This window comes from Bdellovibrio sp. SKB1291214, from assembly GCF_002209355.2.
GTDB lineage: Bacteria > Bdellovibrionota > Bdellovibrionia > Bdellovibrionales > Bdellovibrionaceae > Bdellovibrio.
Map to the genome: position 1 here is coordinate 1,704,759 of NZ_CP106855.1, position 14,390 is coordinate 1,719,148.

14 protein-coding genes are annotated in these 14,390 nt (G+C 44.0%); 11 read left to right on the top strand and 3 right to left on the bottom strand.

Annotated elements, in window-relative coordinates; all coding sequences use genetic code 11:
- Positions 1 to 97 precede the first annotated feature (97 nt).
- Entirely contained in the window at positions 98 to 1,183 is a 1,086-nt protein-coding gene (locus B9G69_RS08460) for a type IV pilus twitching motility protein PilT (RefSeq protein ID WP_141096937.1), read from the bottom strand.
- Positions 1,184 to 1,320: 137 nt separating this feature from the next.
- Here B9G69_RS08460 and B9G69_RS08465 point away from each other — a divergent pair, with 137 nt between their 5' ends.
- The 7 genes from B9G69_RS08465 to B9G69_RS08495 all read left to right on the top strand — a co-directional run bounded on the left by B9G69_RS08465 (position 1,321) and on the right by B9G69_RS08495 (position 8,230).
- Positions 1,321 to 2,838 carry an Rne/Rng family ribonuclease gene (locus B9G69_RS08465; RefSeq protein WP_088615963.1) on the top strand — a complete coding sequence of 506 codons (1,518 nt, stop codon included), beginning with the start codon at positions 1,321 to 1,323 and terminating at the stop codon, positions 2,836 to 2,838.
- Positions 2,839 to 2,923: 85 nt separating this feature from the next.
- Complete coding sequence (locus B9G69_RS08470; RefSeq protein ID WP_217897705.1) at positions 2,924 to 4,537, top strand: hypothetical protein; 1,614 nt, start codon at positions 2,924 to 2,926, stop codon at positions 4,535 to 4,537.
- A gap of 205 nt (positions 4,538 to 4,742) precedes the next feature.
- Entirely contained in the window at positions 4,743 to 5,303 is a 561-nt protein-coding gene (rplU, locus tag B9G69_RS08475) for a 50S ribosomal protein L21 (protein WP_088615961.1), read from the top strand.
- Between the two features lie 27 nt (positions 5,304 to 5,330).
- Positions 5,331 to 5,591 carry a 50S ribosomal protein L27 gene (rpmA, locus tag B9G69_RS08480; protein ID WP_088615960.1) on the top strand — a complete coding sequence of 87 codons (261 nt, stop codon included), beginning with the start codon at positions 5,331 to 5,333 and terminating at the stop codon, positions 5,589 to 5,591.
- Between the two features lie 115 nt (positions 5,592 to 5,706).
- Complete coding sequence (gene obgE, locus B9G69_RS08485; protein ID WP_088617217.1) at positions 5,707 to 6,735, top strand: GTPase ObgE; 1,029 nt, start codon at positions 5,707 to 5,709, stop codon at positions 6,733 to 6,735.
- Positions 6,735 to 7,760 (top strand): nicotinate (nicotinamide) nucleotide adenylyltransferase, encoded by a 1,026-nt coding sequence (gene nadD, locus B9G69_RS08490; protein WP_088615959.1) that lies wholly within the window; start codon positions 6,735 to 6,737, stop codon positions 7,758 to 7,760. Before obgE ends, nadD begins: the two co-directional genes overlap by 1 nt.
- The gene (locus tag B9G69_RS08495; protein WP_088615958.1) at positions 7,760 to 8,230 is read left to right on the top strand and encodes a 23S rRNA (pseudouridine(1915)-N(3))-methyltransferase RlmH; all 471 of its coding nucleotides are present in this window, start codon (positions 7,760 to 7,762) and stop codon (positions 8,228 to 8,230) included. The genes nadD and B9G69_RS08495 overlap by 1 nt, the downstream gene beginning before the upstream one ends.
- Before the next feature lie 87 nt (positions 8,231 to 8,317).
- Here B9G69_RS08495 and B9G69_RS08500 read toward each other — a convergent pair whose 3' ends face one another.
- Positions 8,318 to 9,094, bottom strand: a complete 777-nt coding sequence (locus B9G69_RS08500) for a protein-glutamine glutaminase family protein (protein WP_088615957.1) — start codon at positions 9,092 to 9,094, stop codon at positions 8,318 to 8,320.
- 774 nt (positions 9,095 to 9,868) lie between these two features.
- Here B9G69_RS08500 and B9G69_RS08505 point away from each other — a divergent pair.
- Together B9G69_RS08505 and rimO are read left to right on the top strand one after the other, a co-directional pair.
- On the top strand, positions 9,869 to 10,516 hold the full coding sequence (locus B9G69_RS08505) for a LolA family protein (protein ID WP_088615955.1): 648 nt from the start codon (positions 9,869 to 9,871) through the stop codon (positions 10,514 to 10,516).
- Positions 10,513 to 11,886: a 30S ribosomal protein S12 methylthiotransferase RimO gene (gene rimO, locus B9G69_RS08510; RefSeq protein ID WP_088615954.1), complete on the top strand. Its 1,374-nt coding sequence runs from the start codon at positions 10,513 to 10,515 to the stop codon at positions 11,884 to 11,886. Before B9G69_RS08505 ends, rimO begins: the two co-directional genes overlap by 4 nt.
- Before the next feature lie 64 nt (positions 11,887 to 11,950).
- Here the strand turns inward: rimO and B9G69_RS08515 are convergent, their stop codons facing one another.
- Positions 11,951 to 13,015, bottom strand: a complete 1,065-nt coding sequence (locus B9G69_RS08515) for a tetratricopeptide repeat protein (protein WP_088615953.1) — start codon at positions 13,013 to 13,015, stop codon at positions 11,951 to 11,953.
- A 25-nt stretch (positions 13,016 to 13,040) separates the two neighbouring features.
- On the opposite strand from B9G69_RS08515, the gene B9G69_RS08520 reads away from it, so the two are divergent.
- Positions 13,041 to 13,898: a hypothetical protein gene (locus B9G69_RS08520; RefSeq protein ID WP_254916926.1), complete on the top strand. Its 858-nt coding sequence runs from the start codon at positions 13,041 to 13,043 to the stop codon at positions 13,896 to 13,898.
- Between the two features lie 132 nt (positions 13,899 to 14,030).
- Positions 14,031 to 14,387 carry a DUF2203 domain-containing protein gene (locus B9G69_RS08525; protein WP_265438054.1) on the top strand — a complete coding sequence of 119 codons (357 nt, stop codon included), beginning with the start codon at positions 14,031 to 14,033 and terminating at the stop codon, positions 14,385 to 14,387.
- Positions 14,388 to 14,390: the final 3 nt, after the last annotated feature.

Genomic DNA, 14,390 nt, shown 5'->3' on the forward strand with positions numbered 1-14,390 from the left:
GTACCTTACAATAAACTCAAGGGCAATCTATGAAAAAAGAAGAGCCCTTGGATTTGCCAAGGGCTCGTTGTGTGTATGAATGTATATGCCGAAAATATTAGCCAGTTTTTGCTTTTGTTCCGCCAGCCATCGTTTGTATTGCAGTGTCGGCGCTGGATTGACCCAGGAATGTCTTAGCATCGGCAGCAGACACTTTTCCTTTGCGAACCAAGTCTTCGATGTATTTCTCAAACAAGATCATACCTTGACTTGAACCTGTTTGCATCGCAGATGCCACCTGATGGAATTTACCTTCACGAATCAAATTCGAAATGGCTTTTGTATTACGCATGATTTCGTAAGCAGCGACACGACCTTGACCATCCGCACGCGAGAACAGAGTTTGCGCGACAACTCCGCGCAAAGATTCTGCAAGCATGGTTCTGATCTGAGCTTGTTGTCCCGCAGGAAACACGTCGATGATACGGTCAATAGTTTTCGCAGCACTGTTGGTATGTAGAGTACCAAACACGATGTGACCTGTTTCCGCAGCAGTTAACGCCAAACCGATCGTTTCCAAGTCACGCAACTCACCCACCAGCAAGATATCCGGGTCTTCACGGAGTGCAGCTTTTAGTGCATTTGCGAAAGTTTTAGTATGGCTACCAACTTCACGTTGATTTACCAATGATTTAATATTGGGATGCACGAACTCGATCGGATCTTCCACCGTGATAATGTGAGCTTCACGAGTTAGATTGATTTGATGGATCATTGCCGCAAGAGTTGTGGATTTACCAGAACCCGTGGGACCCGTAACCAAAATCAAACCACGGTCACAATCAATCATATCTAATACCGCTGGAGGAACTCCAAGTTCTTGCGCGGTTTTAATTTTTTCAGGAATGATACGCATAACTGCGCCAAGGCCCTTACGCTGCATGAACACGTTGCAACGGAAACGCCCAACACCTGGAAGAGTATAGGCAAAATCCAGCTCCCACTTTTCAACGAAGGCCTTTTTTTGTTTCTCGGACAGTATTTCGAAGATCAGACCTTGAACGTCTTGATTAGAAAGTTCGCGGTAATTCAACGGAACCATGTTACCGTGCAGGCGCAGATAGGGTGCGGCACCGCTCGTTACGTGCAAGTCGGAAGCGCCTTGCTCAACCATGAGTTTAAACAGTTCATCAATCGTTGCCATTCTATTCTCCCTAAATGGTCTAATTCAGTGATCTTTTCGGTAAGTTGTGCTCTAATGTTTAAATATTAATTGCTCTCACGATTGTTTCTGGACTATTGAAGAGAGATTGTCCCGTACGTTGCCTCAGGAGGAACCCCGTGTCCGCAGAAATTCTCATCAATGTTAGACCTCAAGAAACACGAGTTGCCTATGTCGAGGGCGGAATTTTATCTGATTTAAAAATCGAACGTAAAACCTCACCCACTTTGGTCGGGTCCATTCATCGCGGAACCGTGATCCGCGTGCTTCCGGGAATGCAGGCAGCTTTCGTAGACATTGGTCTGGAGAAGGCAGCCTTCTTATACGTGGGTGATATTCGCGAAGACGTCGATGATAACTTCCTATCAAGTGTTGATCGAGAAGAGCCACTTGAAGAGGGTGACGACGATAAACCTCATTCCCATCATGTGAAAACACCAATCCAAGATTTAGTGAAAGAAGGCCAAAGTATTTTGGTTCAAGTTTCCAAAGATCCATTGGGAACTAAGGGTGCGCGATTAACGACGCACTTGTCATTGCCAGGTCGATTCGTAGTGTTTCTGCCAACGGTGCGCCATCTGGGAATTTCTCGTCGTATCGAAGACGAGGCAGAACGCGAAAGACTTCGCCAGCTTGTTCAAAAAATCAATCCATCAGGTGGAGTCATCGTCCGCACTGCGGGTGATGGCGCCTCTGAAGAAATGCTGAAAGCCGACATCGAATACCTAGATCGTTTGAGTAAAGAAATTTTCAAAAACTACGAGAAAAAGAAAACTCCCGGGGCCCTACATACAGAGCTGGATGTAGAGCTTCGTGCCCTTCGCGATATGATGAGTGAAGAAGTCACTAGCGTGTGGGTTGATGATATCGAGATTCATAAAAAAGTTGTGAAATTCGTTTCCCAATTCATGCCTAAGTACAAACAAAACATCGTGCTTTATGAAGAGAAAAAACCTCTTTTCGATTTATACGATATTGATATCGAAATCTCTCGGTCCATGGAAAGAAAGATCTGGTTGAAATCCGGCGGTTACATTGTTATCGACGAAGCAGAAGCTTTAGTCGTGATCGACGTTAATACGGGTAAATTCGTTGGCAAAAAAGACCTCGAAGACACGATTCTTAAAACCAATTTGGAAGCCGTTCGCGAAACTGCACATCAACTTCGTATTCGTAATTGCGGTGGTATTATCATCATCGATTTTATCGATATGGAAAAAGAATCCCATCGTGAAAAAGTGATGGAGGCCTTGGCAGAAGACTTGGGTAAAGACCGCGCGCGCACGAACATCGTTTCAATGTCTCAATTGGGTTTAGTTGAAATGACTCGTAAACGCATTCGTCCAAGCTTGATCAAGACATTGTGTGAACCTTGTTCATACTGTGACGGCAAGGGTTACATCAAACGTAAATCCACAGTGGCAAACGAAATTTTCCGCGAGCTTGAGCGTGATGCCGATATGCTCATCAATAAAAAGACTAACGTTGTTATCCACTGTCATGGTGACGTGACAGATTGGATTTATGAGGTCGAGGGCGAAAGTTTAGAAAATATTGAAAAGAAACTCGGTCGTTCGGTGGCATTCAAAATCGAACCAAATTACCACTTAGAACAATACGAGATATTCTTCGTCTAATTTTGAAACGCACCGTCCTTAAAAAGGTCGGTGTTTTTCTTTGTAAGCCGTTCATTTTACACTCTAATTGTCCGACCAGAGTACTATGAAACTGATAGTGCTCGTGATGACATTCTTACTTCTTCCGCTCCTTACTTGGGGGGAGATGTGCAGCTCAGTTTCAAATACTCCTTATGACGGAATTAAAGCCCTTTCACAAAATTACTGCGAACAACTTAAGAACTCTAAAGAGTGTAAAGATTTGTATTCACAAATTCGTGCAAATGGGGAAAACCCTGAGGATAAAGCCTTAAAGTGTTCCGATGCGAGCGGTGTCTCCCGAGCTTTTGAAAATTCATGGAGCTATACCTCAGGCTGTGTCATTGGCGGTTGGAATTTCGTAAAAGACACCTTTGTTGGAGTTGGCACTGCCATTGCTGACGGAGCAGAAAGTCTCGGAAAATTTGCAGAGGATGTTGAAGCTGAGCATGCTGCAAATTTGGCTTGCGATAATGATCCCAACGGCAGAAGTCAGCTGTTTGATCAATACAACCAAAACGTTCCAAAACTTTTGCAAGTCGCTAAACCTTCGGCCGCAGCTCTAGCAAAAACAAGTTGCGGCGGAATAAAGGCCACGCTTAAGCAACAACAAACACTTAAAGCCGATGAGCTCAGCTTAAATTTAAATAGAAAAGTTCTTTTGCAAAAAGCAAATTTCAGCAGCGAAGAAAAAGAGTTCCTTGATTGGGGGCAAAAGCGCCTGCCAGATTCACAACTGAACTTGCTGCAAGCGGCGAAAGCAAAACTTAAGGAAGTGGGAGTAAAGCTAGATTGCTACAACTCTCAACAAGCAGCAGCCATGGTCTGTGAAGCCATCGCAGATGTTGGAACATTAGCAGCTGGTCCCACCGCATGGGCAGTAAAAGCAACCAGACTTCAAAACATCGCAAAGATTGCCGGTGTATCGCTTGATGCTCAGAAGGCAGCGTCAGCATCTCGGGCGGTGGCAACAGCGGCCGACCTAGAAAAAGCAGCCAAGCTTTCGAATGTGGAAAGAATAGCTGCAGCAGAGAAATCCTTGGGGCGTGCTTTAACTGCGGCAGAAAAGAAAGCCTTGATCGATGCTCACGAGGTAGCAGCTCAAACAGGACGTGGCTACGGAACTTACTCTGCCACAGATTTGAAAAACAAAGCCGACATATTAAAGACAGCCGGTTTTAGCGAAACGGAACGGAACTTGTTAATGAGGCAGGGACTTGCTGGGTCGGTTTCAAATGGGTCATCAGCGCGAACATTTTCAAACACCATGCGTCTTCAGGGGGAGAAGCTCCTTAGCAGTGGCAAAACTGCCGAAGCAAAACAGAGCTTCCGATCCGCCGCCGACTCCTTTGAGGTGGTTGCCAATGATGTAAAATTTGCAAAGTCAGATCGTGATTATTGGGTGGCAGCAAAAATAAACGCCAACGCCGAAAGATACGACAAAGCCGCCGACTATTTCATCAAAAGCTACAGCAAAGAAACCGGCAGTTCCAAGTCAGAGGCCATTTTCGAAGCTCTCAACCGTGAAAAGCAAGAACTACGGGTTATTTCAGCAAAGAACCCAAGCAGTGTTGGAGCACAAACCACCTACCAAACTCACCGCAAACTCATCGAAGCCGTGGTGAATAACCCTCAGCTCCGCTTAAGCGACGCACTAAGAGCGGAACTCCTGAAACCGTAATTTATAATTAAGCTGCTGATTATACGCGGCTTTTATGGAACGGCTTGATTCTGAAAAAAGCTGTCTTTTTTATTGCCAAGAGTCACCGACATCGATAATCTCTTCTTCTTCCTGAAAAGCTGAAAAAAATAGCATGTAATAGTTGACAAAGCCTAGTGCGAAGTGGCATTTACGACTGGCTTAATTCGGGTAGCTGGAGGTTCTAATGTACGCGATTATTCGTACTGGTGGTAAGCAATATAAAGTTCAAGCTGGTGATGTTGTTCAAGTTGATAAACTTGATCAAAAACTAGGTGCAGAGTTTGATATCAACGATATCTTGATGGTTGGTGGTGAGTCCACTCATGTTGGTCAACCTCTTGTTAAAGGTGCAAAAGTAACTGTTGTTGTTACTAAGCAAGCTAAGACTAGAAAAGAAATCGTTTTCAAAAAGAAACGTCGTCAAGGTTACAGAAAATTCGCAACTCACAAACAAGAGTTCACTGAACTTTTCGTGAAAGCAATTTCTCTTGATGGTAAATCAACAAAAGCTGACGCTACACCAAATGTAGTAGACGTTGCTGCGAAACGCACTGAAGCTGCTGAAGCTCGCGTTGCTGCTCGCAAAGAACGTGCATCTACAAAAGGTAAAGGCGAAGAAGTAGTTAAAAAAGCTGCTAAAAAAACTGTAGCGAAAAAGAAAGTTGCTAAAAAAGCAGTTAAAAAGACTGCAAAAAAAGCAACCGCTAAGAAAAAAACAGCTAAAAAAGCTTCTAAAAAAGCGTAATTTAAAAGATTTTAAGCGAGGTTAGTCATGGCAAGTAAGAAGGCCGGTGGTAGTACAAAGAATGGTCGTGATTCACAGAGTAAACGCTTAGGCGTTAAACGTTTCGGTGGCGAGAAAGTTCTTTCTGGAACAATTATCGTTCGTCAACGTGGCACAAAATTCCACGTTGGTAACAACGTAAAAATCGGTCGTGACCACACGATCTATTCTGTAATCGAAGGTCTTGTTAAATTTGAGCGTTTTGCAAAAGATCGCTTCAAAGTTAGTGTTTATCCTAAAGCTGTCTAGTTCCGACTAGATCCGCAGCTTCGATAAGCACCAAGAGATTTTACAAATACATAAAAAGGAGCCTCTCTGGGCTCCTTTTTTGTTGTATATCTCTCCTCAAAGTATTGGTGCTCTTATGAAATTCATTGATGAAGTTAGAATCACATTAGCCTCTGGCCGTGGCGGTCCGGGTTGCGTTAGTTTCCGTAGAGAATCGGGTGCTCCTCGTGGTGGACCAGATGGCGGTGACGGTGGCAAGGGCGGCGATGTTATTATCAAGACTTCGCGACATATCAACTCCCTGTTCGAAATCAGACAAAACAAAAGATACGCAGCTCAAAATGGTGAGATGGGTTTCGGCCGTCAAAAACATGGTGCGGACGGTGAAAACCTAGTTCTAGTTGTGCCTCAAGGTACAATTCTTAGAAACCTAGAGGGTGAAATCGTTGTTGATATGACTGGCATCGATGAGCACGTGCTTTTGCGTGGTGGACGTGGTGGTAAAGGTAATGAGTTTTTCAAAACTTCCATTAACCAAGCGCCAACACATGCGCAACCTGGTGAAGACAACGAAGAGTTGGAAGTTAAGCTTGAGCTTAAATTGATCGCTGACGTGGGTATCATCGGCTTCCCAAATGCGGGTAAATCGACGTTGATCTCTCGTATCTCGGCAGCGAAACCAAAAATCGCCGACTATCCTTTTACAACTTTGACGCCAAACTTGGGTGTGGTTAAAGCGGGTGACTATAGCTCATTCGTGGTTGCCGATATTCCCGGTTTGGTTAAGGGCGCGCACGAAGGTGTGGGGCTTGGTATTCAGTTCTTGAAACACGTTGAACGTACACGCGTATTCATTCACTTGGTGGATGCATCGGGTTTGTCGGGCCGTGATCCACTTCAAGATTTTGAAGATCTTAACTATGAACTTAAAATGTATGATGAGAGCAATCAGGACAAAGAGGGTTTCTTCCCTTTGCAGACGCGTCCTCAATTTGTCGTGCTCAACAAAATTGATACTCTCAGCACAGATCAACTTGAAAAACTAAAATTGAAATTCAAAAAAGCGACAGGCTCTAGTCCCTTGGCTATTTCTGCAGTCACGGGGAAAAACATCACAGAACTTGTTACAGAGTTGGGTCGCCAGATTTTGAAGGATGAAGAATAATGAAAATTGGTATCTTTGGCGGAAGCTTTAATCCTCCACACATGGGTCACATCAACGCCATTCAAACAGTGGCGAAAAAAATGGGCTTGAACAAAGTCCACGTGATTCCAGCAGCACAAAACCCTCTAAAAACTCCAGTTGAGGGACCTACGTCTGAACAACGTTTGGAACTTACGCAAAAAGCATTCGCGCAATACGGCGAAACTTATTTCGTCGACGACCAAGAGCTTAAGCGTGGTGGTATGAGCTATACGATCGACACGGTCATGAACCTTCGTAAGACATACGAGGCTTCTGATTTGTTCTTGATCGTGGGCGCAGATAAATTCGAAGAGCTTTCTCAATGGAAAGACTATTCCAAAATTTTGGCAGAGACGAACCTAGTTGTGACAACTCGTCCTGGTTACGACATGCCAGAATCTATGGATGAGATGCCTGGTTACTTGAAACCTTTAGTTGCGGATTTCGATTTCAACTTTATCGAGCTGACAACTGGGCGTAGTATTCAGTTCATCACTTTGCGTGATATCGAAGTTTCTTCCAGCGAAGTTCGTAAATGGCTTCGTTCGGGTAAACCTGTCGAGCAGTACTTGCCACTTGCTGTTGAAACTTACATTAAAGAGCACAAGCTTTACAGAAACCTTGGTGACCGTATCGGTGACTACACTAAGTTCACTGAATTCTGCGCGAATGTTCTGTTCGCGAACAAGGGAATCAATGTTCTTGGTTACGATCTAACTAAGATCACAGCTCCAAGTGAGTACGCTTTGATTGCTTCTGGTACTTCTACTCGTCACGCAACTGCTATGGCAGAAAATATCGTGATTGCAGTGAAAGAAGAATTCAACGTTCATCCACAATCCGTTGAGGGTGTTGATGAAGGTCGTTGGGTTCTAGTTGATTACGGTACTTTGATCATTCACGTGTTCTATGACTTTGTACGCCTTGAGTACGGTCTAGAAAACTTGTGGAGACAAGGCACTGTATTGCCTCTTAAAGATCCTTACGTTGGAAAACAGCAGTAATGAAATTCGTATTGTACAACCTCGCGACAGCCAAGGAAGCCTGGGCCGACGAGGTGAGCGAGTTGTACAAAAAGAAGATCTCCTTCTTTATTCCCTTCGATATTCAAACTTTGAAAGCCAAAAAGTCAGCTCGTGAAGACGCTGACTTTAAACGCAACGAAGAGTCTGAACTCATTCTTAAAAATATAAACTCTGATGATTACGTTGTTTTGTTCGACGAACGTGGATCAGTGTTTGATTCGATCCAATTTTCAAAAAAAATAGAAAACATCTTGGGAAGCTCTAAAAAGCGCGCCATTTTTATTATTGGCGGCGCGTTTGGTGTAAATGAAGATGTACGCAAACGCGCTGATTTAAAGGTCGCTCTGTCACCCATGGTGATGAATCACTTGATGGCCCAAGCAATGAGCATGGAGCAAATCTATAGAGCCTTCACCATCATAAAAAAGATCCCATATCACAACGGGTAACAGTTCCCTTTTTTAGGATTTGTTCACGCCGGCGATTGGTACAGTTTTATTTTAGAATTATTCAATCCTAAAAAAGGGAACTGTTACCTAAAGCCAGGGGGGTTGGTTGCCGAGTTCTTTTTCTGGGTTTCGGCCTAAATCAAGGAGTCTGTTCCATTCTTCCGGAAGGAACGCGCGTTGTTCTTGTTCAGCCATATCTTCGTCGATTTTAGGGGGCTTTACGCATGTACTATCTGGATCGAAAGCATCTTTAGAGCAGATCGCAAATTTAATTCCTGTGGAGTCTCCGCCAATGGCCTTATTCCAGCTGTTCAATGTCATCGGTTCATGGGGATTCAAGGCAGGATCCAAAACGTACGCCGTGTTACCTACGCGGTAGGTGACAGCCACATGGTACCACCACTCAACCCAACCATTCGGGGCATTATTAGTCGAGGCGTGAAGTTCGCCAAAAGCAAAAACCTTTTTAGGGGTCACTGCATTTTTTAGGATCAGATTTTCAGCGGCGAGTTCCGCGCGAGCATAACAGCCGTCATCAGGGTATAACCAAGTAAGACGACGTTGGCTCATACCATCTTTCAGAAAATAGGAATCGCGGATAAATTTAAATTGGGAAACAAGCAGCTCATAACTTTCAACTGCAGGAATATCGGCAAGTTTAAGCTGACTCAACGGGCGGGCCAGTGATTCCGGCCCAGATCCAGTAAGTTCTGTGGCATTCTGTTCAGAGAAAAGTACGGCACCGTGACTGCGCGTTTTTGCTTGATGGTAAGTCTCATGGGACAGGCGTTGTGCAGATAAACCGGCAAACGCATTTATCGCAATGAAGCTTAAGGCCGTAAATATAATTGCTGAACTTTTCATATAATTCCCCACCCATTTTCGGTTCTAGGATGGTGAGGAATCCTTGTCAAATGAAAGGCTGCCAGTTGGTGATGTAATTGCTCTGTGAACGCCCCATGGAAAGCATATCAGATCTTATTCGTCGCTATATTCATCCCTGTTTGCATTGCGGATCATTTTTTAAGTCTACCGGACTTCTATGTGAGCCTTGCAGAGGGAGAATTCTTCAATATCTAGAGACAAAACTCGTCACTCGTACGCTAGCAATCTTTGAAGCCCATGCCTTATTTAGATGGAATCCTGGAGTCAGTGATCTTTTGTCAGTGCAGCTGGTAGGACTCAAGGGCTCACACCCTCGGGCTGATTGGGCTTATTGGGCAGATCATTTTTTACGACGCCGTATTCACGACGGACTTCCCTTACGAAGAATCATCATTATCCCAGCACCATCAAAATCCCGTTCAAAGGATCACGCGTATCAGTGGGCCGAAGCTTTGGCCACTGCCGTTGGGGGAGAGGTCTATCCTTGTCTTAGAAAGATAAAGGCCCAGAACCAAAGGGGAGCGGGACGGGAAAAGCGGGTTGAGGTTGAGTTAGAACTCGATGAAAATTCTTCATTGGTGTCTGATTATTGGTCAGAAGCACTTTGGATCTTTGCGGATGATATCGTTACCACGGGCTCCACAGCGCTTGCGGCGTTTAAAGCTCTTGGAAGTCCCCCTCATTTTGAAACCTGGGCCCTTGCCCATAGGACGCTTACTTGCAGGGACTGACTCAATCTGTTATAACGCCCGAATGTTTAAACAAATCAGTGCCTTAATTTTATCGCTTGGACTTTCAGCAAACGTATTTGCAGCCGACAAAATCAACGCCAATCTCAAAAAAGTTTCACAGAAATATCGTGCAGCTAAAGTCGTTGAGATGAACATCGAAAAAACTGTTAAGAGTGATCTAACCGGAAAACTTGATAAATTCACAGGCACTGTTGCAATCGCCAATGAAAAATTCCGTATCGACACTAAAACCCCTGATGAAGCTTTGCTTTTGTTTGACGGTACAACGCTTTGGAACGTTCAATATCCACCGAAAGAATTTGGCGGACCTGCACAAGTTGCTAAAGGTAAACCAGACAAGAAAACTCGTGCTTTGATGTTAGCAGCGACTTTGTTGGGTGGAGACATTCAAAAAACCTTCAAGGTTACTAACGAAAAAAAAGATGGCGACATTGTGACCCTGTCGGTTGCTTCGAAGGACGATCTTCCAGTTAAGAACATTCAAATGGTTCTTGATATGAAAAAACAAGAGATCAAAGAAATCTCGTACACAGATGAAATTCCGAACTTTGTGACGATGAAATTCTCTGACGTGAAATTAAAAGACAGCATTAAAAAGAATCTATTTAAGTACGAAATCCCTAAAGATGCGCAGGTAACAAACCTATGAAACAAGAAACAACTCAAAACAATAAAGTACACTTTATCAGCCTAGGCTGCCCTAAGAATCTTGTCGATTCTGAGATTATGGCCGGTACGCTTATGAAGGATGGTTTCCAGGTTGTGGGCGAGGCGGACGAAGCCGACACAGTTATCGTGAACACATGCGGTTTTATCGAAGATTCTAAAAAAGAATCTATCCAACGTATCTTGGATATGAGCGATCTTAAACAACAAGGTAAAGTTAAAAAAGTAGTGGTCGCTGGTTGCCTTACTCAGCGCTATAAAGACGACCTTGTTGAAGGGTTGCCGGAAGCTGACTTGTTTGTCGGTTCTGGTGAGTTCCAAAACATTGCTAAGATCTTGAAAAATTCTGATGCTGGAGAAAAGAAAAAAACCTTCTTTAACTTGCCAACATATTTGCAAGAGGAAGCAACTCCACGTGTGAACTCTCAACCAGGTCACCGAGCGTATTTGAAAATCTCTGAAGGTTGCATGAAGCGTTGTGCTTTCTGCGCGATCCCTTTGATCCGCGGTAACTTGCAGTCTCGTTCTATCGACGCCATCGTGGCCGAAGCTAAATTGCTGGTTGCTGGTGGAGTTAAAGAACTTATCATTATCAGTCATGACTTTACTGACTATGGCTGGGATATCCGTCGTAAGGATCCAACTCGCAAAGAAAGCCCTGTGGAGCTATTGAAAGCGCTTGAGCACGTCGAAGGTTTACAGTGGATCCGCTTGATGTATTTGTATCCAGATGGCATCACGCAAGAAATGGTTCAAGTGATTAAGAACAGCAAAAAAATTGTTCGTTACTTTGATATGCCACTTCAGCACGTAAACGATGCGGTTTTGAAAAGCATGAACCGCAAAATGACTCGTGATGAAATCGAAACGGCTTTGATGAATATCCGCGAGCATTTGCCAGAAGCAGTGATTCGTACGCAATTCATCGTGGGTTTCCCAGGTGAAACTGAGGAGCAATTTGAAGAGCTATTGAACTTTGTAGCTGAACAACAGTTCGACCGTGTGGGTTGTTTCAAATACTCTCCTGAAGAAAATACTCCGGGTGGTCGTATGGATAACCAAATTGACGATGAAACTAAAGATTATCGTCATGATGCATTGATGGAAGTTCAACAAAACATTTCTCGCAATAAACATCGTGATTTCGTCGGTAAAACTATCGATGTCATCGTCGAAGGTTTCTCTGAAGAAACTGACTTGTTATTGCAGGGGCGTTTCTGGGGCCAAGCTCCGGACATCGACGGTGTTGTTTTGATTAACGACGGTGAAGCCAAAGTTGGCGACATGGTAAAAGTCCACGTAACTGATTCCATGGAATATGATCTAATTGGCGAGATCGTCACTGAGAACTAGATCAGAGAAATAAAAAGGCTCCCCAAAAGGAGCCTTTTTTATTTGGACTGATACGGTTTGATCTTTAAAAAGTACAATTTTCAGACGCACTTTCAAATTTCCCAACCCATTCAGTGACTCGAGAATTTCTTAAGATTGTCGTCGCTTTTCTGAAGGCTACAGCATTTTTCTTATCAAACTTACAGGCGTTCTTATAGGCGATTAAAGAAACATCGTATTTCTTATTATCAAAGGATGACGTCGCTAAACCCAGCCAGGAGCGCGCAGACTTCGGGTCAGCCTCGGTGCCTGTCTTGAAGTATCTCATCGCCTCTATGGAGCTTTTATCCTCTTCTAGAAGGTTTCCGTAAGTGTACTGGGCGAATTCTGATTTGGGAAAATCGTCAGCGGCTTTCTTAAGAGTGGCTTTCGCTTTATCGTCGTCTCCCATACCCTTCATGCTGAGACCTAAATTGACATATGCACTAGCACGCTTCGGATCTTTTTGAATAACTTCGCGACAAGTCGTCACACCCGCTTCGAAAGTTCCGTCATTCGTGTTGACCTCACAAAGCTTTTCCAAATATTCGGGACGCTTGCCAATATTGTCGATCATATCCTGAGCTAAAATGCGCATTTCATAATAGTTTGGCGGCTGACGCGTTTCGTACATCTTCATCAAAGCATTGTAAGGCGGTTCATACTTTGGATTTGCCTCAATCGCTGACTTATAGCTTTCAAGAGCTTCTTTGGGTTTTTTTTGTAATACGTAGGCGTTTCCAAGCAGAGAGTACGCTTCGAAATCTTTGTCGTTTTTCCCTATTAGATTATTAAGCGCACGAATCATGTCGCCTGTTTCATTGCGCGCTTCATGAGCGCGCGCCAGTAATAAAATGGCAGGGCGATCGATTTTATCGATCTGTTTCCACAGCAAAAGGGTTACCTTTTCGTAGTCCTTTTGGTTGTAAAACTCCTGCGCCAACTGCACGACGAGCTTGGTGTTTTTGGGGTCTTTTTTTATTTCAGTTTTAAGCTGTTCGACTTTGTCCTGACCGGAGGTCGGGGTGCCTGTTCCGGCAACGGTCGATAGTGAGACAAAAGGCAAGATGATTACCACGAGCATGTGTTTGAAATTCAGTCTGCTTTTCATATGTTGTATTATGACTTAAATGCCCATGCGAGTGAAGAGAACTAAATATTCAGCTAGACTAAAAAATAATCACGGTCAGGCTGTGATTGAATACACGTTGATGTTGGTCATCGCGGTATCGCTTATTTTGATGCTGATCACTCAAATCTTTAAGCCCCTTCAAGCTTTTGTTCAGTCATTCACTGGTACCTATATGGAATGCCTTTTGGAAAAAGGTGAATTGCCAAACTTAGGCACTTCTAATCCGGATGATGAGTGTAAATTTAGCTTTCAAAGTGTTGCTGGAAGCACCAATAATTCATCGAAATCATCGAGTGGTGGCAGCAGTTCAAGTTCTGATTCCTCTAACAGCAACAGTTCTAAAAGCTCAACCTCTTCGTCTTCATCATCTTCGTCATCTTCAAGCAGTAGTTACGCGGGATCTAACTCGCGTGCTGGAGGTAGTAATTATATCTCCAACTCTCGCTCACCACGCAAAGGCGTCGATAGTGCTGCTCAAAGTGGAAAAGTTGTAGAAATTGCCTTGGAAGGCGGCGGTGCGGGTTCTTTCTTTGCTTCAAAAAATGGGAATTCATACGAAGTTGTCGGCCGTCGCGTGGCCTCTGTGCCTTTGACGGGATTTACCGATTCAGAGCGTAAGAAATTAGAGAAACGTGGCGATGCTGGAACAAAATCTAAGATGCTGGCTGGAGAAGGTTTGAATCCACCGCCGAAGAAAATCGCAGTCAAAGCACCTGAAAATAAATCAATTGTTCTTAGTGAGGATAAGCCTGTTACCTTTGGAAATTTTATACGTTGGTTATTTATCGGCGCGTTGATTATCGCATTGGTGATCTTCCTTGGTGGTCAGGCGTTACAATTTTCCAAGAGCTCTGAAAAATAGTCTGCATCGCGTTTAGAAAAATTCCACACAAAATCTTAAGTTGTCTGTCACCTATCGGAAAGGCTTGATACATCCGTTTGTTTCGAGCATACAAGGCACTCGCTGTTTTCGAGGGGGACTCTGTTGGAAAATGTGATTGAGATCAATCGCAAAAAATTCTTCACAATTAGTGAAGCACGTCAGTTGTTGCCGATAATTTATCGCTTAACTGAAGAGGCCAGCCGCGAAGTGAAACTGCACGTCAACAGGATCGAAGCGTATTCTGATAAAAACCATCCCTCTGTTACTATTATCGAAGAGCAGATTAATGGCATAATCGATCGCTGGCAGGCCAAGGTTGAAAAACTGGGTGCAGAGCCTAAAGGACTATGGATGGCGGACTTTGACAGTGGTGAGGGCTATTTCTGTTGGAAATACCCTGAAACTCAGGTCGGTCATTTCCATGGTTATCAGGATGGCTTCTCAGGTCGAAAACCTGTCGACAACTAAAAA

Coding starts and splice junctions, on each gene's coding strand:
- B9G69_RS08505 (WP_088615955.1), top strand. CDS start 9,869: ATGTTTAAACAAATCAGTGCCTTAATTTTATCGCTTGGACTTTCAGCA.
- rimO (WP_088615954.1), top strand. CDS start 10,513: ATGAAACAAGAAACAACTCAAAACAATAAAGTACACTTTATCAGCCTA.
- rpmA (WP_088615960.1), top strand. CDS start 5,331: ATGGCAAGTAAGAAGGCCGGTGGTAGTACAAAGAATGGTCGTGATTCA.
- B9G69_RS08515 (WP_088615953.1), bottom strand. CDS start 13,015: ATGAAAAGCAGACTGAATTTCAAACACATGCTCGTGGTAATCATCTTG.
- B9G69_RS08495 (WP_088615958.1), top strand. CDS start 7,760: ATGAAATTCGTATTGTACAACCTCGCGACAGCCAAGGAAGCCTGGGCC.
- rplU (WP_088615961.1), top strand. CDS start 4,743: ATGTACGCGATTATTCGTACTGGTGGTAAGCAATATAAAGTTCAAGCT.
- nadD (WP_088615959.1), top strand. CDS start 6,735: ATGAAAATTGGTATCTTTGGCGGAAGCTTTAATCCTCCACACATGGGT.
- B9G69_RS08500 (WP_088615957.1), bottom strand. CDS start 9,094: ATGAAAAGTTCAGCAATTATATTTACGGCCTTAAGCTTCATTGCGATA.
- B9G69_RS08470 (WP_217897705.1), top strand. CDS start 2,924: ATGAAACTGATAGTGCTCGTGATGACATTCTTACTTCTTCCGCTCCTT.
- B9G69_RS08460 (WP_141096937.1), bottom strand. CDS start 1,183: ATGGCAACGATTGATGAACTGTTTAAACTCATGGTTGAGCAAGGCGCT.
- obgE (WP_088617217.1), top strand. CDS start 5,707: ATGAAATTCATTGATGAAGTTAGAATCACATTAGCCTCTGGCCGTGGC.
- B9G69_RS08520 (WP_254916926.1), top strand. CDS start 13,041: ATGCGAGTGAAGAGAACTAAATATTCAGCTAGACTAAAAAATAATCAC.